Annotated in this window: 16 protein-coding genes and 1 pseudogene; 9 read left to right on the top strand and 8 right to left on the bottom strand. The window is 71.0% G+C overall.

Features of this window, described 5'->3' with window-relative positions; all coding sequences use genetic code 11:
* Positions 1-222: 222 nt before the first annotated feature.
* The 4 genes and pseudogenes from AMYBE_RS41325 to AMYBE_RS0109700 form a co-directional block, all read right to left on the bottom strand.
* Positions 223-1950 (bottom strand): annotated as a pseudogene (locus AMYBE_RS41325) (glycoside hydrolase family 3 protein); the annotation flags it as partial.
* Complete coding sequence (locus AMYBE_RS0109690; RefSeq protein ID WP_020659172.1) at positions 1947-2798, bottom strand: carbohydrate ABC transporter permease; 852 nt, start codon at positions 2796-2798, stop codon at positions 1947-1949. The gene AMYBE_RS0109690 and the pseudogene AMYBE_RS41325, both read right to left, overlap by 4 nt.
* Before the next feature lie 21 nt (positions 2799-2819).
* Positions 2820-3755 carry a carbohydrate ABC transporter permease gene (locus tag AMYBE_RS0109695; protein ID WP_020659173.1) on the bottom strand — a complete coding sequence of 312 codons (936 nt, stop codon included), beginning with the start codon at positions 3753-3755 and terminating at the stop codon, positions 2820-2822.
* Positions 3756-3777: 22 nt separating this feature from the next.
* Positions 3778-5061, bottom strand: coding sequence for an ABC transporter substrate-binding protein (locus AMYBE_RS0109700; RefSeq protein WP_020659174.1), 1284 nt, complete (start codon positions 5059-5061; stop codon positions 3778-3780).
* Positions 5062-5184: 123 nt separating this feature from the next.
* On the opposite strand from AMYBE_RS0109700, the gene AMYBE_RS0109705 reads away from it, so the two are divergent.
* Positions 5185-6216 (top strand): LacI family DNA-binding transcriptional regulator, encoded by a 1032-nt coding sequence (locus AMYBE_RS0109705; RefSeq protein WP_020659175.1) that lies wholly within the window; start codon positions 5185-5187, stop codon positions 6214-6216.
* On the top strand, positions 6213-7451 hold the full coding sequence (locus AMYBE_RS0109710) for a glycoside hydrolase 5 family protein (RefSeq protein WP_020659176.1): 1239 nt from the start codon (positions 6213-6215) through the stop codon (positions 7449-7451). Before AMYBE_RS0109705 ends, AMYBE_RS0109710 begins: the two co-directional genes overlap by 4 nt.
* A gap of 43 nt (positions 7452-7494) precedes the next feature.
* Here the strand turns inward: AMYBE_RS0109710 and AMYBE_RS0109715 are convergent, their stop codons facing one another.
* Positions 7495-8493 carry a serine hydrolase domain-containing protein gene (locus AMYBE_RS0109715; RefSeq protein WP_020659177.1) on the bottom strand — a complete coding sequence of 333 codons (999 nt, stop codon included), beginning with the start codon at positions 8491-8493 and terminating at the stop codon, positions 7495-7497.
* Positions 8483-9292 (bottom strand): IclR family transcriptional regulator, encoded by an 810-nt coding sequence (locus tag AMYBE_RS0109720; RefSeq protein WP_020659178.1) that lies wholly within the window; start codon positions 9290-9292, stop codon positions 8483-8485. The genes AMYBE_RS0109715 and AMYBE_RS0109720 overlap by 11 nt, the downstream gene beginning before the upstream one ends.
* A gap of 69 nt (positions 9293-9361) precedes the next feature.
* Between AMYBE_RS0109720 and AMYBE_RS0109725 the strand changes: the two genes are divergently transcribed.
* From AMYBE_RS0109725 to AMYBE_RS0109745, 5 genes are read left to right on the top strand one after another with little or no spacing between them, the layout of a single operon-like run.
* Positions 9362-10906, top strand: coding sequence for an ABC transporter substrate-binding protein (locus tag AMYBE_RS0109725; protein ID WP_020659179.1), 1545 nt, complete (start codon positions 9362-9364; stop codon positions 10904-10906).
* A complete protein-coding gene (locus tag AMYBE_RS0109730; protein WP_020659180.1) occupies positions 10903-11874 on the top strand; it encodes an ABC transporter permease in 972 nt (323 codons plus the stop codon). Before AMYBE_RS0109725 ends, AMYBE_RS0109730 begins: the two co-directional genes overlap by 4 nt.
* On the top strand, positions 11871-12755 hold the full coding sequence (locus AMYBE_RS0109735) for an ABC transporter permease (RefSeq protein ID WP_020659181.1): 885 nt from the start codon (positions 11871-11873) through the stop codon (positions 12753-12755). The genes AMYBE_RS0109730 and AMYBE_RS0109735 overlap by 4 nt, the downstream gene beginning before the upstream one ends.
* Positions 12752-13549, top strand: coding sequence for an ATP-binding cassette domain-containing protein (locus tag AMYBE_RS41330; RefSeq protein ID WP_020659182.1), 798 nt, complete (start codon positions 12752-12754; stop codon positions 13547-13549). Before AMYBE_RS0109735 ends, AMYBE_RS41330 begins: the two co-directional genes overlap by 4 nt.
* On the top strand, positions 13546-14343 hold the full coding sequence (locus tag AMYBE_RS0109745; protein ID WP_020659183.1) for an ATP-binding cassette domain-containing protein: 798 nt from the start codon (positions 13546-13548) through the stop codon (positions 14341-14343). Before AMYBE_RS41330 ends, AMYBE_RS0109745 begins: the two co-directional genes overlap by 4 nt.
* Before the next feature lie 2 nt (positions 14344-14345).
* On the opposite strand, the gene AMYBE_RS0109750 is transcribed toward AMYBE_RS0109745, so the two are convergent.
* A complete protein-coding gene (locus tag AMYBE_RS0109750; RefSeq protein WP_020659184.1) occupies positions 14346-15275 on the bottom strand; it encodes an ROK family protein in 930 nt (309 codons plus the stop codon).
* 41 nt (positions 15276-15316) lie between these two features.
* Here AMYBE_RS0109750 and AMYBE_RS0109755 point away from each other — a divergent pair, with 41 nt between their 5' ends.
* Together AMYBE_RS0109755 and AMYBE_RS0109760 are read left to right on the top strand one after the other, a co-directional pair.
* Positions 15317-16069, top strand: coding sequence for a creatininase family protein (locus AMYBE_RS0109755; protein WP_020659185.1), 753 nt, complete (start codon positions 15317-15319; stop codon positions 16067-16069).
* Positions 16066-17193, top strand: a complete 1128-nt coding sequence (locus AMYBE_RS0109760; RefSeq protein WP_020659186.1) for a mandelate racemase/muconate lactonizing enzyme family protein — start codon at positions 16066-16068, stop codon at positions 17191-17193. The genes AMYBE_RS0109755 and AMYBE_RS0109760 overlap by 4 nt, the downstream gene beginning before the upstream one ends.
* 112 nt (positions 17194-17305) lie before the next feature.
* Here the strand turns inward: AMYBE_RS0109760 and AMYBE_RS0109765 are convergent, their stop codons facing one another.
* On the bottom strand, positions 17306-21160 hold the full coding sequence (locus AMYBE_RS0109765; protein ID WP_020659187.1) for a non-ribosomal peptide synthetase family protein: 3855 nt from the start codon (positions 21158-21160) through the stop codon (positions 17306-17308).
* Positions 21161-21189 lie beyond the last annotated feature (29 nt).

Raw genomic sequence — 21189 nt, forward strand, 5'->3', positions numbered from 1 at the left:
CGCCGCGGCACCGGTATTGGTGATGTCCACTCTGACGGGTATCGCGCCTCCATTGCTGAGCTCGGATGCCGAGATGGCGCATCCGGTTTGGCTCACCCTGGCCGAAAGCGATGCACCGCTGCCGAAGGGAATTCCCACCGGGTGCTTGTGGTCGACGTAGCCCCGCGCTGTCTCCAGACGCTCGTCGTGCGCGACCGGGAAGACGCCGTCGGCCACGGGAAACGACACCGGCAGCCTCCCCGAGGCCGTGCCCTCGAACAACGCGCTCGCGATCGCGGCACCGCCGCTCGGGCCGGGAAACGGCACGACGAGCAGCGCGTCGGCGAGCTCGGCCAGCTCAGTGAGCGCTCGCGGCCGCCCGTCGATGACGACGGCGGCGACCGGCTTGCCACTCGCTCTGGCCCGTCGCGCGAGTTCGAGCTGCGGTTCGGGCAGCGCGATCGACGCGAGGTCGACGCCTTCGCCATTGGTCGTATCGGGTGCGGGGCCTTCGACCGCGCCGTTGTCGGCGAACTCGTCGTCGTAGCCCCGGCGGCTGGTGCCCCCGAGCACGAGCACGCAGACGTCGGCCTGCGCGATGACCTTGTCCACGGCCGTGAGCGCGTCTTGGCCGAGAGCATCGCGCACGCGTGAGCCCGGCGTATACAGCGCCCGATCACCGAGCGCGGAGCGCACGGTCGACGCGGCCGGGTCGTCGGCGGGCCGCGGCGGGCTGTAGTCGCCGAGCTGCGCGTCGAGGTCGTCGGCGTTGGGGCCGATGAGCGCGATCGTGGCGGTGGGGTCAAGCGGCAGAACACCGCGGTCGTGCACGAGCACGACGGCTTGACGGGCGGCCCGGTCGACGAGAGCGGCGACGTCCCGAGCGGGCGGCGAAGCCACCGCCTGCTCGCCGAACAACCCGACGCGGCGTTTGAGCGCGAGCACCCGGTCGACGGCGCGGTCGAGGTCGCGTTCGTCGGCGAGCCCGCGGTCGAGGGCCGACCCGAGGTGGGTGAACGCCTCGTCCCACAGGCTCAGGTCGACGCCCGCGCGCAGGGCCAAGGCAGCGGCCGCGGCGGGGTCGGGCGAGCTGTCGCGGAGGCGGTCGATCGCGGTGCCGTCGGCCATCACGATGCCGTCCCAGGCCCACTCCTCGCGGAGCTTGCCCGTCAACAGCTCTCGGTTCGCGGTGCACGGCACGCCGTCGATGTCGTTGTAGGCGGCCATGTACCCGGCGACCCCGCAGCGGGCCGCGGCATACGCGGGCCGAAGGTGGATCTCGCCGAGTTCCCGGGGCCCGATCGGGGCGCCGGAACCGTTGCGGCCGCCGATTCCCGCGCCCTGGGCGGCGAGGTGCTTGGCGACGACGGCGACGTTTCCGGCACCGATTGGCCCGGTTCCGGTCGAGCTGCCCTGCATACCGCGCACGGTCGCGGCGAAGAGCATCGCCGCGAGCGCGGGGTCCTCCCCGAAGCATTCCTCCGCGCGTCCCCAGCGAGCGTCGCGCAGGACGTCGAGACCTGACACCAGCACAACGTGCGTACCACGGGACCGCGCTTCCGCGGCGACCGCGGCCGCGAGCTCTTCGGTGAGGCTGACGTCCATGCCCGCGCCGAGCGCGAGGTTGACCGGCAGGGTCGTCGCGCCGAGGGCTTGGAGACCGTGCGGGGCTTCCTCCACGAACAGCACCGGGAGGCCGTCGCCGTTGTGCGCGACGTAGTCCTGTATGGCCGCGTAGGCTTCCGCGCTGCGTTCGGGCGGGACGCCGTTGTGCCAGTGGACGGCCGACCACGGGTCGGCACGCAGCACCCCGTAGATCGCGCCGATCCCGCCGAAGCGGTCGACTTCGCGCCGCAGGACGTCGGTGACGCGCGGGGCGCCGTCGACCCAGCGCAGCGCTTCCCAGCCTTTGAGGCGCTGGTTGACCTGGCCGATCCGGCTCCGCAGCGAGAGCGAGGACGCGGAGATCATCCCTTGACCGCCCCGGAAACGAGCGCACGTTGCATCTGGCGCTGCAGGATCGTATAGACGAGGTACACCGGCAGCAGCGTGAACAGCGTGCCCGCCATCAAGACGCCGTAGTCGGTGCCCGCGTCGACCTTGAGTGTCGGCAACGCGACCTGGATCGTGCGTTGCGCGGTGTCGGGCCCGGTGAGGATGAGCGGGTAGAGGTAGGCGTTCCAGAACGACAGGAAGTTCAGCAGCAGCACGGTCGCGATGCCGGGCACGCAGATGGGCAGATAGACCTGTCGCAGCACCTGAAACGTCGACGCGCCGTCCATCGAGGCCGCTTCTTCGAGCTCGCGCGGGATCGTGCGCATGAAGGACGTGAGGATCACGATCGACAGCGGCAAGGCGGTGGCCGGCAGCAGGAACACCACGAACGTGCGGCTGTGGAAGAGCCCGAGTGCCGCCGCGAGCAGGAAGGTGGGGAACAGCGCGGCGAACGACGGGATGAGGAAGCCGAGCGCGAAGACGTTCTCGACGAGCTTGCCGAGCCGGCCCGTCGAGCGCGCGAGCGCGAACGCGGCGGGCAGGGCGAGCAGCAGCGTCAGCACCAGCGCGCCGACGGTGGTCAGCACCGAGTTCGCGACCGCGAGAACGAGGTCGGCTTGGCCGATCGCGGCGGTGAAGTTCGCGAAGTCCCACGCTCTGGGCAGCGCCAGGGGCGATCCGAAGATCTCGTCGTTCGACTTGAACGACGAGACGATGAAGTAGTAGAAGGGCACGATCAGCAAGGCGGCGTAAATCCAGGCGAGCGTGCCGCTGGTGATCGAGCCGAAGCGGTCGCGCAGCGGGCGGAGGGCGGTCCGGGCCATGGTGGACTCCTTGGGGGCGGGTCAGTGGGTCGCGCGGAGCACCCGGCGGATCGCGCCCATGCCCAGCAGGCCGAGCACGAACAGGACGATGCCGACCGCTTGGCTGTAGCCGAGATCGGTTTCGACGAAGGCCTTGCGGTAGACGAGGTAGGACAGCGTGGTCGTCGACGTGCCGGGCCCGCCTTGGGTCAGCAGCAGCACGGTCTGGGCCGAGTTGAACAGCATCGACAGGAACTGCAGCATCGTCACGACCCCGATGAAGTCGCGGGCGATGGGCCAGTACATGCCCCACGCGATGCGCCAGTCTCCCGCGCCGTCGATGCGTGCGGCCTGCACGATCTCGGCGTCGACGCTGTCGAGCCGGGACGCGATGAGCACAGCCGAGTAGCCGATGCCGCTCCAGAGCTCGACCGCGACGATCGCGCCGAGCGCGGTCGAGGGGTCGGCGAGCCAAGCGGTGCCGTCGAAACCGAGCGGGCGCAGCACGCCGTTGAGGAGACCGTCCGGGTTCAGCATCGCGTAGAAGACCATCGCGGTCGCGGGTGCGGAGATGAGCGCGGGGATGAAGAGCAAGTAGCGCAGCACCTTGTGGCCCCGCGGCTTCTGCACCACGTAGAACGCGAGCAGGAACGCCAGTACCATCATGACGGGCAGGCCGACGACGATCTGGAGCGCGGAGTTCCCGGCCGCGGACCAGAATTTCTCGTCGGCGAAGACGCGCTTGAAATTCTCCAGGCCCGCGAAGCCGGGCTTGGCGAGCATGCCCGGCCACGCCAGGAAGCCGATCACGATCATCGCCACGACCGGGCCGATCATGAACACCGCGTACCAGATCAGCGCGGGCAGGGCGAGGCCGGGAAAGCGCTCTCGCAACGACTTGCGCGAGCCGCGTCCGAGCGGGGTGGGGGGTTCGGGGGCGGTCGCGGCGCCGGCGGCCACGTCGGTCAGTGCAGTCACGGGTGGGTCCTTCCTCAGGCCCTCAGGCCGTGGCGTAGGCCTTCTCGAAGACGTCGATGATGCGCTGCGCGGGTACCGGGCCGTAGGCCGTCGCGGTGGCCTGGATCAGCGGCTCGAACGCGGACTGGGGGATGACCAGGTCGGGGAGCATGACGGGCGAGACCTGCGCCGGCGTGAGCCGCGACGCCGCCGCGACGAGCGGAAAGTTCTTGCTCACCGTGCGGGTTACCCGGCTCATGTCCCGGCCGGAACCGAGGATCATCGCGTCGGTGACCTCGTCGCTGTAGAGGTACTGCACGAACGGCTTGATGAGGTCGAGCTTCTTCGCGCCGTTCTCGCTGATCCAGATGCCGTGGCCGTTGAAGCTGCGGATCACGCTCGGGTGTTGCAGCACGCCGCCGCGGGACGGCTTGGGCCAGCCGCCCACCGTGACCTCCTTCGCGCGGTCAGCGGGGACCTTGGCCAGCGCCGAGGACATCGCCGGCACGATCGCGGCCTTGCCGGTGTTGAACTGTGTCAGTTCGGAGTCGGAGGTGTAGCCCTGGACGTTGTCGATGAAGACTCCGGCGTCCCGCAGTTCGACGAAGTGTTCGACACCGGCGATCGCGCCCGGGCTTTCGGAGAGTTTGCCGCTCGCGAAGACCTTCTTCGCTTCCTCGGCGGTGAGAAATCCCTGGACGATCTGCAAGAACAGCTTCTGGCCGCTCCAGTCCGACCCGCCCACGGTCACCGGGCCGATGCCCTTGGCCCGCAACGCGTGGGCGGCGGCGATGAGCTCGTCCGAGGTCGTCGGGATCCCCACCCCGGCGCGCTCCAGCAATCTGGTGTTGTAGGAGACGGGCCAGTTCGTGCGGGTGAAGGGGAAGGCGCGCAGCCGGCCCTGGCCGTCGGTCCACTCCGCGACGGCGTCCGGGATGATCTTGTCGCGCAAGCCCCACTCGTCGAGCAGCCGGGTGACCGGGATGGTGGCGCCGAGCTCGGTCCACGACAGCGTACGGCCCTGCAAGTTGACCAGTGCGACATCGGCTTCTTCTCCGGCGAGGGTGCTGGTCTCGAACACGATGGGCAGATCGGAGCCGTTCTTCAGCAGCGCCACCGTCCCGCCGGTCCGGCGTTCGTAGGCGGCGACTGCGTCGGCGAAGACCTGGGCGCCGGCGACCGCTCCGCTGAGCTGGGTGTGCACCGAGAGGGCGCCGGGTTTGGCCGAGGCGGGCGTCAGCGCCCCGCAGCCCGCGAGCAGCGGGGCTGCGACGCCTGCCCCGAGCGCGGCGCGCAGGGCGGTGCGCCTGCTGACGGTGTGGGACACAGGTCCTCCTCGGGAAGCTTCGGCGCGTCCGGGATGCGCCGCTTGTAAAGCGGTACACATCAAGTGGCGAGCAAGGTATACCGCTTTACATCGAACGGTCAATCCCCTAATCTCGGCGGTGTCATGAGTGAACCCACCACCAAGCGCGTGACGATCGCCGCTGTCGCCCGGCTCGCCGGTGTGTCGCCTTCGGCGGTGTCGCATGTGTTCAACGGACGGCCGAACGTCTCCGAAGCGACGGCAGCCCGGATCCGCGCGGCCGCCGACGAGCTCAATTGGCGGCCGAACTTCGCCAGCCGCAAGGTCTCCGGCCAGGGCGGCCGCAGCCTCGGCCTGGTCGTCGCCCGATCGCGCGGCACGTTCGGCCGCGATCCCTTCTTCATGCGCCTGCTCGCCGGGCTGACCGAGCCGCTGGCCGAGATCGGCTGGGCGCTTTCGCTGACGCTGGTACGGGCCGAGGAAGAGGAACAGGTCTACCGGCAGTGGTGGGGCGAGCAGCGCGTTGACGCGTTCCTGCTCGTCGACGTGCGCGACGACGACCCGCGACTGGCGCTGGTCGAGCAGCTCGGCGCGCCGGCGGCCCTGCTCGGCGCCCCCGTGCCCGGCCCGGTCGCCGCGGTCACCGTGCGCGACGGCACTGCCTTCGCCGAGGCGATCGAGCACCTGGCCGGGCTCGGCCATCGCAGCGTCGCGCGGGTCACCGACGCCCCCGGCCTGGTCCATACCCGTGCCCGCGACAAGCGCTTCCGCGCCGCCGCGCGCGAACGCGGGGTCCAAGCCAGCCTGGCCGCGTGGAAACCGGACGCCGCGGACCCGGTCGCCGATCTGCTCGGCCGGCTGAAGGGCGCGACCGCGATCATCGTCGACAACGAAACGATCGCCGCCGAAATCGTCGCCCACGCACCCGAGGTCGGGGTGCGCGTGCCCGAGCAGTTGTCGGTGATCGCTTGGGAAGACTCCTGGGTGTCCGCCATCGTGCGCCCTCGGCTCACCGCGTTCGACGCGCCGGTCGAGGAAAGCGCCCGCACCGCGGTCGCCCTGCTCGAACGGCTCGTCCGCGGCGAAACCGTCGCACCTCAGACCGTCACCGGCCGCCGCCTGATCGTGCGCGAATCCACGGCGGCCGCTCCGCACAACCGCGAAGGAAGCTCTTGACCACCAGGTTTGGCGTCAACTACACCCCGTCGCACGACTGGATGTTCCACTGGATGGCGATCGATCCCGACGTCGTGCGCGCGGACTTCGCCGCGATCGCCGCGCTCGGCGTCGACCACGTCCGCGTGTTCCCGCTCTGGCCGGTGCTGCAGCCGAACCGCACCCTGATCCGGCAGCGGGCCCTGGACGACATCGCCCTGGTCGCGGATCTCGCCGCCGAGTTCGACCTCGACCTCGCGGTCGACGTCATCCAGGGCCACCTGTCCGGGTTCGACTTCGTCCCGGCGTGGCTGGTCAACTGGCACAACGGGAACATGTTCACCGACTCGCTCGCGGTCGAGGCCCAGGCCGCGCTCGTCGCCGCCGTCTACGACGCGGTGCGAGACCGGCCGAATTTCCTGGGCCTGACCCTCGGCAACGAGCTCAACCAGTTCCAGCGTCCCAACCCGGCGGCGATGCCGGCCTCGAGCGAGCAGGTGCGGCACTGGCTGGCCACATTGCTCGACGCTCCGCGCGATCGCGACCCTCGGCATATCGTCACCCACAGCGAGAACGACCACCTCTGGTACCGCGACGAGCATCCGTTCCTGCCCGCACACGCCGCCCGCCTCGGGGACATGACGACCGTGCATTCGTGGATCTTCAACGGCACGGCCGCGCGCTACGGCGCGCTTTCACCGCAGTCGGTGCGGCACGCGGAGTGGATGATCGAGCTGACGAAGGCGTTCGCGGCGGACCCGGCGCGACAGGTTTGGCTGCAGGAAGTCGGCGCGCCGTCGATGAACCTCGCCGAGGCGGAGATGCCCGAGTTCTGCACGCGCACGATCGAAGCCGCGCTCACGACCACCGACCTCTTCGCGATCACTTGGTGGTGCTCGCACGACGTGTCCCGAGCCCTCGCGGACTACAAGGACCTCGAGTACTCTCTCGGCCTCCTCGACATCGATAACAGGGTGAAGCCGCTCGGCCGCCGCTTCGCCGAACTCGTCGCCCAGGCTCGGAACCGCACGCCGGCAGCGCAGCCGCGCACAGTCGGTGTGGTCGTGGATGTCGACGAGAACGACCTGCCGCGTTCGCGCGCCGCTCTCGCCCCGGGTGGCGCGGTTTTCGAGCGCTGGCACGAGCTGCGGGAGCGGGGTGTCGACGTCACCGTCGTCACCAGCACGACGGCCGCCTCGCCCGGCGCGCTCGCGTCGCGGGGCATCCGCGGACTTGATCGCGTCGCTGTCGTCTGAGCCGGCTAGTACTGGCGCCTCGGTAGCGGCGCTGGGCCAGGCGCTAAATCCGTACCGCGGCGGAGTGGAAATCCCGGCGGACGGTCTCGATTCCGGTCGTCGTCCGGGTGGGGTGGACGCGGTTGGTGAGGAGCACGTAGTACCGGCCCCGGCCGGGTTCGAGCCATATGCTGGTTCCGGTGAATCCCGTGTGCCCATAGGAATCCCGTGCCAGCGCGGTGCCCACCGGGGAGCCAGGCACGTCCAGCCCCTGCCAGGCGAGGCCGCGGCGCAGGTTCAACCCGGTGGTCTGACAGGCGATCATCTCGGCGTGTGTCTCGGGTTTGAGCAGGGGGGCGGTGCCCGCAGCCAAGATCCGGGCCCATCTCTCCAGGTCGGACAGCGTGGAGAACAGCCCGGCATGGCCGCAGATCCCGCCCAGCACCACGGCATTCTCGTCGTGGACCTCGCCGCGGACGACGCGACCGCGCCACGGGCAGTCCTCGGTGGCGACGGCGTCCGGGACCGGCCCGAAGCTCGTCGCGGTAAGGCCCGCTGGAGTGCTGACCAGGTCGGTGACGAGCCGGTCCAGCGGGGCGCGTCCGGCGGCTTCGGCGACCAGGCCGAGCAGGATGAACCCCTGCGACGAGTACTCCACCTGTCCGCCGGTCCGGCGCGGTCCGGTGCGGATGGCCTCCAGCAGCTCCGAGCGGGTGGAATGGGTGCGCCACAACGGAGTTCCGCCGGGAAGACCGGAGGTGTGCGTCAGCAGCTGCCGGACCGTGATCTCGGCCGGGTGCGAGGGAAGGTAGTCGGAAACGGGGTCGTCGAAGGACAACAGGCCGCGATCCGCGAGCGCGCCGACGACCGTCCCGACGACGGGTTTCGTCACCGAGGCCAGATCCCACCGGCTGCCCTCGGCGACCGCCGGGCCGTCCCGCCACTGGGTGCCGAGCATGCCCCGGTCGAGCACGCCGTCCGCGGTGCCGACCGACCACGCGGCGGCGGAGTAGACGCGCTCCTCCCGGCCGCGCTCCAGGATCCCGGCCAGATCAGTCCTCATCGGACACCAACCGGACCGGCGCCCCGCTCAGCGTCGCCGAAATCCGGTTCGCCGCCTCCGCGACGAGCGGGCCGAGTGTCGCGAAGCTGTCCGGCGGCAAGGTGAACGTCAGCCCGGACACGCTCACCGCGCCCGCCACCTGCCCGTCCGCGGCCAGCACGGGAGCGGCGACACAGCGGACGTGCTGCTCGTGCTGTTCGTCGTCCACGACGTACCCGAGAGTGTCCACAGTGGTCAGCGCGGTGCGAATTTCTGCCGGATCCGTAACCGTCTTCGGAGTCAGCGCACGCAGCGGCGCGGCGTCGAGCACGGTGGCGACCTCCGGAGGCGACAGCCGGGAGAGGATCGCGAGGCCGACTCCAGTGCAGTAGAGCGGGACCTCGCCGCCGGGGCGGGTGTTGAGCCGGTACGCCTGGTCCGGTTCGAGCTTGTCCACGTACACCGCGCGGTCGCCGTGCCGGACCGCGTAGTGGACGGTGTGCCCGGTCCGCCGCCGCAGGTCGGCCAGGACCGGCCGGATCGCCGGCCGCGTGGCGAGTACCGCTGCCGACATCCCCAGCAGGCGCGGCCCGACGGTGTACCGGCCGCCGCCCAGTCCGACCGCGAACCCGGCTTCGGCGAAGGTCTGCAGCATCCGGTGGGTGGTCGGTTTCGGCAGGCCACACGCCTCGGCGAGGTCGGCCAGCCGGTGCGGTCCGCCCGGTCGCGACAGCATGGCGAGGACCTCGAGCGCCTTGTCGACAGCACCGCGGGGTTCGGCCCGCCCGGCACCGGCCGGGCCGTTGACAGCGTTCTTCACGCCGCCTACCTTAGCGCAATCGCGTTCCATCTGACGGAATGAGATTTCATCCACGGAAAGGACGACCCCGTGGCCCCACCTCCCCGCCTGTCCCGCCGCACGGCGCTCCGGCTGGCCGGGCTGACGCTCCCCGCGCTCGCGTTCCCCGCCGCGCTCACCGCGTGCGGCACCGCGACGGGCAGCCCCGGCCGCGTGCTGCGCGTCGCACAGACGGCAGACCCGAAGACGCTGGACCCGCAGAAACAGGGCGACCTGACCTCGATGAACGTCCTGGTCAACATGTTCGACACGCTCACCACCCGCGGGCCGGACAACCAGCTCGCGCCCGGCCTCGCACTGTCGTGGGCCGCGCTCGACCGGCTGACCTGGCGGTTCCGGCTGCGTCCCGGCGTGCGCTTCCACAACGGCGAGCCCTGCGACGCGAATGCGGTCGCGTTCAGCGTGCAGCGGCTGCTCGACCCGGCGACGAAATCGCCGATCGTCGAGCTGCGCTACGTCAAGAAGGCGGCGGTCGTCGACGACCTGACCGTCGACCTGCACCTCAGCCAGCCCGACCCGATCCTGCCGGCGAAGGTCTCGCTGTTCGGCGGAGTCGTCGTACCGCCGGACTATCTCCGGCAAGTCGGCAACGCGGGCTTCGCGAAGCACCCGGTCGGCACCGGGCCGTTCACGTTCGTCGAGTTCCAGCGCGACCACCAGATGCGGATGCGCGCGAATCCGGCGTACTGGGGCGGGAAACCGGCGTTCGACGAGCTGGTGTTCCTGCCGATGCCGGACCCGTCGTCGGCGCTGGCCTCGCTGCAGAGCGATCAGGTCGACATCGTCGCGAACCTGACCCCGGACGCAGCGCTGCAGATCCAGGGCTACCGCGGCGTCGAGATCCGGCACTACCCGGGCATCCGCACGTCGTATCTGTCGCTCGACACCACTGCCGGGCCGCTGCGCGACGTACGGGTGCGCCAGGCGCTCAACCACGCCGTCGACGTGCCGCTGCTGATCAAAGCGGTGCTCGACGGCAAGGCACGTGAGGTGCCGACGATGTTCCCGCGCGAATCCTTCGGCTTCGACCCGTCCATCCAGCCGTACCCCCGCGACGTCGGCCTCGCGAAACGGCTCCTCGCCGAGGCCGGCTTCCCGAACGGCTTCGACACGACGCTCACCGCGCAGACCGCCGACGCCAACACCGCCGAGGCGATCTCCGGCCTGCTCGCTCGCGCCGGGGTGCGCGCCCGGGTGGAACTCGTCGACGCCGGCACCTACAGCAGCCGGCTGACCTCGAACAACCGCGGCGCACTCGGACCGGTCTACCTCGCCGCGAGCACCGGCTGGACGCTCGACGCGGAAAGCCTCGTGCAGTCCAACGTCCGCCACGACCGCAGGCAGAGCCGGTGGCACAACCCCGAAGCCGACCGGCTCGTGGACGCCGAGGAGCAGTCGCTCGCGCCCGCCGAGCGGCAACGGGCTTTCACCGACCTGCAACATCTTCTGAGCGAGGAGGCGCCGTTCGTGTTCCTCTACCAGATCGACACCATCTACGCGGTCAACACGCGACCGCGGTGGCAGCCGGGCGTCGTCGGCCTGCTCGCCATGTCCCGGGCGCAGGTGGACTCGTGACCGCCCCGGCCGTCTCCGTCACCCGTCCGGCGGCGACGGGGATCGGTGTGCTGCGCGCCGTCGGGACCAAGGTGGCGACCGCCGTCATCGTGTTGTTTTTCGTTGCCACCGCGGCGTTTTTCCTCGTCCGGCTCTCCGGCGACCCGGTGAAGCTGATCCTGCCGCCGGACGCGACCGCGCACCAGGAAGCGACCCTGCGGGCGAGCCTCGGCCTGGACCGGCCGCTGCTCACGCAGTATCTCGACTACCTCGGCGGGCTGCCGCGCCTGCACCTGGGCACGTCGCTGGTCTACGACCAGCCGGTCGCGGAGGTGCTGTTCTCCCGGGTGCCGGCGACGCTCGAACTCGCCGGGGCCGCGTTGCTGATCGCGCTGCTGATCGCGGTTCCGGCGGGCACCTACGCGGCGACCAGGCGCGGCCGCGCGGGCGATTCCGGCGTGATGACCGGTGTCCTCATCGGACAGTCGACGCCCCCGTTCTGGGTGGGCATCCTGCTGATCCTGGTGTTCGCGGTGCAGTGGCAAGTGCTGCCCGCGTCCGGATACGGCGGGCTGGAACATCTGATCCTGCCCGCGATCACGCTCGCGGTGTACTCGGTCGCGGTGATCGCCCGGCTGCTGCGGTCGTCGCTGATCGACGTGCTCGGTTCGGACTTCATCCGCACCGCCCGGGCGAACGGCCTAGGCACCGGCGGCGTCGTCCTCTCGCACGGCCTGCGCAACGCCGCGTTGCCGGTGGTCACCGTGGTCGGGCTGGAGGTCGGCACCCTGCTCGGCGGCGCGATCCTCACCGAGCAGGTGTTCTCCTGGCCCGGCCTCGGCCGGCTGACCGTCGAAGCCATCCAGAACCGCGACTTCCCGCTGGTGCAAGCCGCCGTCCTGTTGTTCGCGGCCACGTTCGTCGTCGTGAACTTGCTCGTCGACCTGTCCTACACACTGCTCGACCCGAGGGTGCGGGTGACCTCATGACCGCCGTGACCGTAGCTGTCCCGACCGCCCGGCCCGGCGTTCTGCGCGCGGTGCTGCGCAACAAACTGGGCGTGGCCGCGATCAGCGTGCTCGTGGTGATGGTGCTCATCGCCGTTTTCGCGCCGCTGATCGCACCGTACGACCCGAGTGCGCAGAACCTCCTCGTGCGGCTCAATCCGCCCGCCTGGGCGAACGGCGGCACGTCGGCACACCTGCTCGGCACCGACCAGCTCGGCAGGGACATCCTGTCCCGGCTTTTCTACGGCGCACGCGTTTCGCTGCTCGTGGGCGCGGGTGCGGCGCTGCTGGCCGGGATTGTCGGCGCGGCGATCGGGCTGATCGCCGGGTATCTCGGCGGCTGGTTCGACCGGGTTCTGATGCGGATCGCCGACATCCAGCTCGCGTTCCCGTCGATCCTGCTCGCGCTCGCCATCGTCGGCTTCCTCGGCTCCGGGTTGTGGTACGTCGTGCTGGTGCTCGGCTTCACCGGCTGGGTGTCCTACGCCCGGGTCATCCGGTCCGAGGTGCTTTCCCTTCGCACCAGGGAGTTCGTCACCGAGGCGCGGGCGATCGGGGTGCGCGGCGGCACCATCATGCGCCGGCATCTGCTGCCGAACGTGGCGGCCCCGCTGGCCACCATCGGCACCCTGCACGTCGCCGCGGCGATCGTGGCCGAGGCGTCGCTGAGCTACCTCGGCCTCGGCGTGCCGAAACAAACCGTGACTTGGGGCGGAATGCTCAGCGACGGCCAGCTGTACCTGGGCACCTCGTGGTGGGTCGCGGTGTTTCCCGGGCTGGCGCTGATGCTCACCGCGCTTTCTGTCAACCTGACCGGCGACGTCCTGCGCGACGTCGCGGACCCGAAGGCGTACCGCTCATGAGCGCTCTGCTGGAGATCGACGACCTGCGGATCGAATTCCGCCTCGCGACCGGGACCGTAGTGGCCGCCGACGGCGTGAGTCTAGCTGTAGAGGCCGGGGAAACCCTTGCCGTGGTGGGGGAATCGGGCACCGGTAAGACCGCGACGGCGCTGTCGGTGCTGCGGCTGAACCCGGAACCGCCGTGCGTGTACGCCCGGGGAGAGGTGCGCCTCGACGGACGCGACGTGCTTCGCTTGCCGGAGAAGGAACTCCGGCGGATCCGCGGCAACGACGTCGCAATGGTCTTCCAGGACCCGATGACCAGCCTGAACCCGGTCAAGCGCGTCGGTGCGCAAGTGGCCGAGGTGCTGCGCCGCCATCAGGGCGCGACGCGGGCGCGGGCCCGCGCGGCAGCGGTGGAAGCGTTGCGGGAGGCAGGGATTCCCGACCCGGAGAGACGCGCGGGCCAGTATCCGCACCAGCTGTCCGGCGGGCTCCGGCAGCGCGTGATGATCGCGATGGCCCTCGTCGGACGGCCGCGGGTGCTGATCGCGGACGAGCCGACCACCGCGCTCGACGTGACGGTCCAGGCGCGGATCCTCGACCTGCTGGTGGACCTGCAGCGCAAGCACGGCATGGCGATTGTGCTGATCACGCACGATCTGGGCGTCGTCGCCGAGGTCGCCGACCGGGTCGTGGTCCTGCGGTCGGGGCAGGTGGTGGAGACCGGCGAAGTGGTGCCGGTGTTCGAGCAGCCGCAGGAGGAGTACACGCGCGAGTTGCTGCGCGCCACGCCGAAGCTGGAGCGGGTATGACGAACCTGGTGGAGATGCGCGGGCTGCGCAAGCACTACGGCGGGCTGGCCGCGGTGGACGGCGTCGACCTCGACGTGCGAGCCGGGGAAACCCTTGCCGTGGTGGGGGAATCGGGGTCCGGGAAGACCACGCTGACTCGGCTGCTGCTGCGGCTGGAGGAACCGAGCGCCGGCTCGGTGCGCTTCGACGGCGCGGACCTGTTCGCGATGCCTGCCGCGCAGCTGCGGAAGGTGCGGCGGGAGATGCAGGTGGTGCTGCAGGATCCGTACTCCAGCATGAATCCGCGCTGGCGGATCACCGACGTGGTGGCCGAACCGCTGGTGACGCACGAACCCGGGATGCGCGGCCGCCGCGGCCGGGCGAAGCTGCGGGAACGCGTCGGCGAACTGCTCGCCGCGGTCGGCCTTTCCCCGCAGATGCAGGACCGCTACCCGCACGAGTTCTCCGGCGGACAGCGGCAGCGCATCTCGGTGGCGCGGGCGCTGGCGGTGCGGCCGCGGCTGGTGGTGCTGGACGAGCCGACGAGCGCGCTGGACGTCTCGGTGCAGGCGCAGGTGCTGGATCTGCTCGCGGCTTTGCAGGCCCGGCTTGGGCTGACCTACGTGTTCGTGTCGCACAACCTCGCCGTGGTGCAGCAGATCGCGGACCGGGTGGCGGTGATGCGCGCCGGGAAGGTGGTGGAGCTGGCCCCGGCGGACCGGCTGTTCCGCGCGCCGGAGCACGAGTACACGCGGATCCTGCTGGACGCGGTGCCGAACCCGGACCCGAGAGCGCGCCAGCGGGTGGTTTCGTGAGCTCAGAGCTTCGAAAGGACCAGACCGGCGCCGCCGAGGAGGGCGACGTCGTCGGCGGGGCTCTCGTTCACGACCACGCGCGGCGGTTCCGCCCCGGTGGCCCACGACGAGTCCTCGCGCAGCCGCTGTTCGATGCGGGCGCGGAAGGGTTCGCCGCCCTCGGCCGCTTCTCCGTGCAGAACGAACAAGCCCGGGGCGAAGAGCTGCTGGATGTTGACCAATCCGAGCGCGATGTTGCCCGCGTACTCGTCCAGCAGCGGGTCGCCGGCGAGCTCGCGGATTGTCTTCGCGGCGAGGCCGCGCCGTTCGGCTTCGTCGCGCAGCCACGGTGTGGTCGCGACAGTTTTCCAGCAGCCGCGGGCACCGCAGGTGCATTCGCGGCCGCTCGCGGCGACCGTCATGTGCGCGCCGCTGCGGCCGCCGGGAGGGGCGAGGACTTCGCCCTCGTACAGCAGGCCGACGCCGAGCACCTCGCCGGTCGAGACCGAGGCGAACGTGCTGCGCCCCCGGCCCGGCCCGAACCAGCGGTCGCCGAGGACCTGCAGCCGGGCGCGGTGCTCGACATGGACCGGAACACCGGCCAGGCCGCCGAGCACCTCGGCGATCGGATAGCCGTGCAGCGCCGGCACCTCGTGCACCTCGATGATGGTGCCCGTCGCGGCGTCGACCAGCCCGGCGGAGGCGACGCCGATCGCGGCCGGCGCGGTCGGGAACCGGGTGACCTCGGCCAGCGCGGCCGCGATGCCGGTCTGGGCGGCCGTGCGCGGGTAGGTCGCTTCGGCGCGCCACCGCACCGTGCCGGCCAAATCCAGCAGCGCGGCGCGGACACGGCCGGGGAGCAGCTCTACCGCGCCGAGCACCGGCCCGGTCCCGGAGGGTGCCGCGACCGGAGCGGGAACCAGCCGCAGGGCCGGGCGTTCGCCGGAATTCATGCGGTCACGATGCCACGCGCCGCGCCGAGACGGGAGGCCACATGTCCGAACTGATGCGAATGACCTGGCGGGAGACGCGTGCCGCCGGCCGGTCGGCGATCGCGGTGCTGCCGATCGGCTCGCAGGAACAGCATGCCGGGCACCTGCCGATGGGCACCGACACGATGCTCGCCGAAGCGGTCACCGATGCCGCGCTGGCTCAGCTCGGCGGCGATCCGGCGGTGGTGCGGCTGCCCGCGCTGCCGTTCGGGCACAGCCCGCACCACCTGTTCGCGGCGGCGGTGTCGCTGCGCGCATCGACGCTGCAGGCGGTGCTCGACGACGTGCTCGACTCACTGGCCACCAGCGGATACCGGCGCGTGCTGATCGTGAACGGGCACGGCGGCAACGACGAGATCATGCGGCTGGCGGTGAAGCAGTATGTGCTGCGCGCCGACGTCGCGCTGGCCGCATGCTCGTACTTCTCCGTCGGCGACGGTCAGGTGCCCGGGCACGCAGGGATGTTCGAGACGTCACTCATGCTCGCGGCGCACCCAGACCTGGTGCGCACCCCGGAACCGCGCCCGGCCGTCGATCCGCCGCCGCTGTTCTACGACTCGCCGTATCCCGGGCTGACCGTGGAACGGCACGGCGAATGGGCCCGCGCGGGCGGGGCCACCGACGACGCCACCGCGGCCACCGCCGCGCACGGCGGAGAACTGCTCGCCGGGCGCAGCGCCGCGCTCGCCGAGGCGATCCGGGCGTTCGACCGGAGCACCCGGGACAGCCACGCATCCACTGAAGGGGCGCGATGAAGATCACCGACGTCGACGTGCGGGTCGTGAACCTGCCGCTGACCAACCCGTTCACCAGCTCGTTCGAGACCAAGACCGGCGAGACCCGCACCGTGGTGCGGCTGCGCACGGACACCGGGGCCGAGGGCTGGGGCGAGACGATGTGGGGCCGCCCGGTCGCCGAGCTGACGCGGAAACTGGGCGCGGAAATGATCGGGACCAGCCCGTTCGCGCTCGAAGCGTTCCACCGCCGCCACCACATGGTGCCGTTCTTCCACGGCTATCTCGGCTACGCCGCGCTCGCCGCCCTGGACGTGGCGTGCTGGGACCTCGTCGGACATGTCACCGGGCAGTCGGTCACCGATCTGCTGGGCGGGCCGGTGCGCACCGAGGTGCCGATCACCGCGCTGATCACGCGTGCCGACGCGCCCGGTGCGGAAGGCTCGGAACTGGCGCGGAGGCTGGCCGAGCACACGGCGAAAGTGGTCGCGGAAGGCGGCTTCACGGCGGTGAAGCTCAAGGGCACCCGGGACGTCCGCGGGGATGTCGAGATCCTCCGTGCGCTGCGGAGCGCGCTGCCGGACGTGGAGCTACGGGTCGACCCCAACGCCGCGTGGTCGGTACCCGACTCGATCCGCGCCGGGCTCGCGCTGGAGGAGCTGGACCTGGAGTACCTGGAGGACCCGTGCGTCGGCATCGAGGGGATGAGCCAGGTGCGCGCGAGGGTCCGGATTCCGTTGTGCACCAACATGTGCGTGGTCCGGTTCGAGGAGTTCGCCCCGGCCGTGCGGCTCGGCGCGGTCGACGTGATCCACGGCGACGTCTACAAGTGGGGCGGCATCTCGGCCACCAAGGCGCTCGCGGCGCACTGCGAAACGTTCGGCCTCGGCATGAACCTGCACAGCGGCGGCGAGCTCGGCATCGCCACCGCCGCGCACCTGGCGGTGGTGGCGAGCACGCCGGTGCTCTCGCGTGCGATCGACAGCATGTACTACCTGCACGCGGACGACATCGTGGCGCCGTTGCAGTTGTCGGACGGCCGGTTGCGGGTGCCGTCCGGGCCAGGGCTGGGGGTCGAGGTGGACGAGGAGAAACTGGCCTTCTACGCGGCGAAGAACGAGAAGGAGGGCGACCTGACCGGCTGAGCGCCGGCCGGTCTCGGGCGGCCGCCGGAAGGGCGGCCGGCCATCGCCGGATTCCGGGACGTGGGCTGGTGGCACCCGGCGTGGCGCACCGGGTGCCACCAGCGGTCCGGGCTTACCGGGCGGCGGACCAGCGGAGCGCGGTGTGCGCCCGGATGGCGGCCGCGAGTTCGGTAACCGCGGGTTCGCGGAGGGCCTGGTAGTGGTCGGCGGCCAGGTCGACGACGGCGGGCGGGGAGGCGCTGTAGCCGGTGGCGCTTTCGATGAACGAGTAGTCGTCGCCGGTCGCCTTGAGGAGAGTGACGGGCGCGGCCAGGCGCCGTTCGGCCAGTTCTTCGAAGGTGTAGTCGAACTGGTAGGTCCGGGCGACGATGCGGATGATGCGGCGGATGGTCGCGTCGTCCAGACCTGGGCGGTGTCGTGCGATCGCCTCGGCGAAGCTGTCTTCGTCGCGGGCCTGGGCCAGGCAGTCCTCCAGTTCCGGGCCATCGATCCGGCCGGTGAATACGGAGAAGAGAATGGTGACGTACACCGGATTGCGGTAGGAAGCCGTGCGATCGTCGCGGGTGCCGCCGGCCGCGCGCACGGTCGGGTTGCCCGGGCAGATCAGCACGACCTCGCGGACCTCCTGGCCGGCTTGTTCGAGCTGCCAGGCGGTTTCGAACGCGACCCGGGCGCCGAAGGAGTACCCCCACAGCGAGTACGGACCCTCCGGCTGGATCCGGCGGATCTCGGCGAGGTCGGCGGCGGCGGTCTCTCCGATGGAGCCGAACGGCGTTTCGCCGGGGTTGATCCCGTGTGCCTGGACGCCGTGGAACGGCCGCCCGGCCGCGCGGGCCAGCGGGCGCAGGTTCATCGGGTAGCCGCCGAGCCCGGGCCAGCAGAACACGGGCGTGCCGGTGCCGCTGTCGTGCAGGCGTACGAGCCGGGAGGCCGGCACGTCGCGGCCGGCGTCGATCCGGGCGGCCAGGTCGGCGAGCCGGGAAGCTTCGAACAGCACCTGGATCGGCAGCCGCGTGCCGAGGTCGGCGTTGACCGCGTTGATCAGTTTCACCGCGATGAGCGAGTTGCCGCCGACGGCGAAGAAGTCGTCCGACGCGGACACTTCGTCGTAGTGCAGAGCCTTGCCCCACAGTGCGGCGAGGCGCTGCTCGGTGGCGGTGGCCGGGGCGAGGTAGGCGCCAGCCGTGCCGGTGGCGGCGACCTGGTCGGACTTGGCGAGCGCGACGGTGTCGATCTTGCCGTTGGCGGTGCTGGGAAGCCGGTCGAACACGAGAACCCGGTTCGGGATCATGTAGTCCGGCAGCGTCGCGGCCAGTTCGTCGCGGATCAGTTCGGCCGGGCCCTTCATGTGCACGGCGTCCTCGCGCATGTCCTCGCCGCGGATCTGCTCCGGGCTGACCCGCCCGCCCAGGAAGAAGTAGGACGGTCCGGGTTCGATGCCGTGCCGGGAAAGGATCGCGTCGAGGCGGCGGGCGGCGGGCAGCGGGTGGCCGGTCTTCGAACTGTAGCCCGACGACATGAATCCGAAGCCGAGGCCGTTGTTCTGCAGCTGGTGCAGGGCGGTGCCCAGGACGACGTACCGCAGCCACGGTTCGCGGGCGCGGCTGACCGCGCTGATGCCGAGGCTCGCACGGGCGTACACCTGCTGGTTGATGGCGATGACGTGGTTTGCCTGCAGCAGCTCGTCGCCCAGCCGGTCGAGCTTGCCGTCGGCGTAGCGGTACTGCCCGGCGGGCAGATCCGCGATCCGGTCCGGATGCGCCTGCAGGTAGAGCTCGGTGCCCTCCAGCCACGGCGTGCGTCCGTCGTCCGGCACCAGTTCGAACGTGCCGAGGTAATGGTCCTCGGCGGAGATGTCCAGCCGGTGGCGGACGGCCGGGTCGTGGAGGGCGGGGCGGAGGGCGAGGCCGTGGCCCGGCAGCACGTCGGCGAAGACGCCGACCATGTGCCCGGCCTCCATCTCCAGGACTTCGCGGATGTTGGTGCGGTAGACGGGTTCGATCGCGCTGTGCCGGCCGGCGAAATGAACCCGCACCCCGGGTCGCCGCGCGGCGGCCGCGGAGACCAGCACGAGCTGGTGGTCGACCGGATGGTAGTAGTACACCCCGTCCGGCACACTGTCCACGCCGGACAGTTCGAGGTACAGCTGGGTGGCGTACAGCGAGCCGGGCGAGGCGTAGGAGTACTTGGGCAGCAGGCGTTGCTCGCTGTGGAACTGGCCGAACCAGCGCAGGATCGCGCCGAGCCCGGCCGCGCCGAGTTCGTGCGGCTGCCGGGGACAGGGTTGCCGCGCGGCCGGCGCGGCCAGCAGGCGGAGTACGTCGTCGCGTGTCACCCGGCCGCCGTCGTAGAACCGGTAAGTCTTGCGGGCGAAGACCTTCCGCCGTTGCTCCGGGGTTTCCTGCCGGCCTGGCAACGCGATAGCGGGCCGCCCGGCGAGCTGGCCGCCGCGGCGGACGCCGGGGTCGGCCAGCTGCGCCCGGACCTGCAGCCGGCTGGCTTTCGACTGATGGTGGCTGCCGTGGCTGCCCTGGTCCATGACAGCGGCTTCGGCGGGGTTGAGCTCGACGCAGGCGACCAGCTGCGGCGAGCCGGTGCGCGGGTCGTCGGCGACCAGTGTCGCGGCGTGGCGCACCCAGGTGTGGTTCTCGACGGCGAGAGTCACCTCTTCCAGCTCGACGCGGTAGCCGCGCAGCTTGACCTGGTTGTCCGCGCGCCCGCAGAACTGGATGGTGCCGTCCGGATTCCAGCGCACTAGGTCGCCGGTGCGGTAGAGCCGCTCGGTGGGCACGAACGGCGACGGGATGAACCGCTCCTCGGTCAGGTCCGGCCGGCCGAGGTAGCCACGGGCGAGCTGGGCGCCGCCGACGTACAGCTCTCCGGTCTCGCCGATGTCGACGGGTGCGCGGTCGGAGTCGAGGATGTAGCACTGGGTGTTGTCGACCGGCGTGCCGATCGGCACCGAGCCGGCGTCGTCGTCGAGGTCTTCCGGGTCGACGAGGTGTGCGGTCGCGTTGATCGTGCACTCGGTCGGGCCGTACAGGTTCACCAGCGACGAGCCCGGCATCGTGCGGAGGAACTCGCGGGCGAGCGGGACGGACAGCGCCTCGCCGCCGGAGAACACGCGACGCAGCGAAGTGCAGTCGGCGAAGCGCTCGGTGTCCAGCAAGGCGCGCAGCAGCGTCGGCACGCACTGCAAAGCGGTGACCTGGTGCCGGATGACGGTGTCGATGAGTGCTTCGGGGTCACGGTAGATGCCGGGCGCGCCGACCACGACGCTCCCGCCGACGGCAGGAGCGAGGATCTCCCACTGTGCGGCGTCGAAGCTGACCGGGGTCTTCTGCAGCACGGTGGTGTGCGGACCGACGTGTCCGAAGAAGTTCATCCAGCGCATTTGCGACAGCACGCTGCGGTGCTCGACCATGACGCCCTTGGGCCGGCCGGTGCTGCCGGAGGTGTAAATGACATAGGCGAGATCGGTCGGTCGGGCCTCGGCCCGGGCCGGCTCTTCGCCCGGTTCGGGCAGCTGGGCGCCGGTCACGATGCGCGTCGCGGGCGGACCGAATTCGCCCAAGCGTTCGGACAGGTGCTCCTGAGCGAGCACGACCCGGGCGTCCGCATCGGAGATCATGTACTCGACCCGGTCCTCGGGATAGTCCGGCGACAACGGCAGGTAGGCGGCGCCGGCGCAGAGGATGCCCCAGATCGACACGAGAAGCTCCGGGGACGGTTCGGCGTAGACGCCGACCCGGTCGTCCGGCCGCACGCCGAGGGCGCGCAGCCCGGCGCCCACGCGGCAGGCGGCTCGGTAGAGGTCCGCGACAGTGAGCGTGGCTTCGTCGCCGATCACCGCGGGGTGTCCGGGCGTCGCGGCGGCGCGGTCGGCGAGGAGCTCGGGCAGGGTGCGGGCGAGGCGGACGGGCAACGGGCCGGTCGGGGTGGGCAGCAGTGTGTCGGGGGACTGCATGGAACGCTCCGTTTTCACAGCTCGTGGGG

Origin of the sequence: Amycolatopsis benzoatilytica AK 16/65 (assembly GCF_000383915.1) — a bacterium.
GTDB classification, from domain to species: Bacteria; Actinomycetota; Actinomycetes; order Mycobacteriales; family Pseudonocardiaceae; genus Amycolatopsis; species Amycolatopsis benzoatilytica.

Bases quoted from the DNA above. Each gene is read 5' to 3' on its own strand.
- AMYBE_RS0109690 (WP_020659172.1), bottom strand. From the start codon at position 2,798: ATGGCCCGGACCGCCCTCCGCCCGCTGCGCGACCGCTTCGGCTCGATC.
- AMYBE_RS0109705 (WP_020659175.1), top strand. From the start codon at position 5,185: ATGAGTGAACCCACCACCAAGCGCGTGACGATCGCCGCTGTCGCCCGG.
- AMYBE_RS0109715 (WP_020659177.1), bottom strand. From the start codon at position 8,493: ATGAGGACTGATCTGGCCGGGATCCTGGAGCGCGGCCGGGAGGAGCGC.
- AMYBE_RS0109735 (WP_020659181.1), top strand. From the start codon at position 11,871: ATGACCGCCGTGACCGTAGCTGTCCCGACCGCCCGGCCCGGCGTTCTG.
- AMYBE_RS41330 (WP_020659182.1), top strand. From the start codon at position 12,752: ATGAGCGCTCTGCTGGAGATCGACGACCTGCGGATCGAATTCCGCCTC.
- AMYBE_RS0109745 (WP_020659183.1), top strand. From the start codon at position 13,546: ATGACGAACCTGGTGGAGATGCGCGGGCTGCGCAAGCACTACGGCGGG.
- AMYBE_RS0109750 (WP_020659184.1), bottom strand. From the start codon at position 15,275: ATGAATTCCGGCGAACGCCCGGCCCTGCGGCTGGTTCCCGCTCCGGTC.
- AMYBE_RS0109755 (WP_020659185.1), top strand. From the start codon at position 15,317: ATGTCCGAACTGATGCGAATGACCTGGCGGGAGACGCGTGCCGCCGGC.
- AMYBE_RS0109760 (WP_020659186.1), top strand. From the start codon at position 16,066: ATGAAGATCACCGACGTCGACGTGCGGGTCGTGAACCTGCCGCTGACC.
- AMYBE_RS0109765 (WP_020659187.1), bottom strand. From the start codon at position 21,160: ATGCAGTCCCCCGACACACTGCTGCCCACCCCGACCGGCCCGTTGCCC.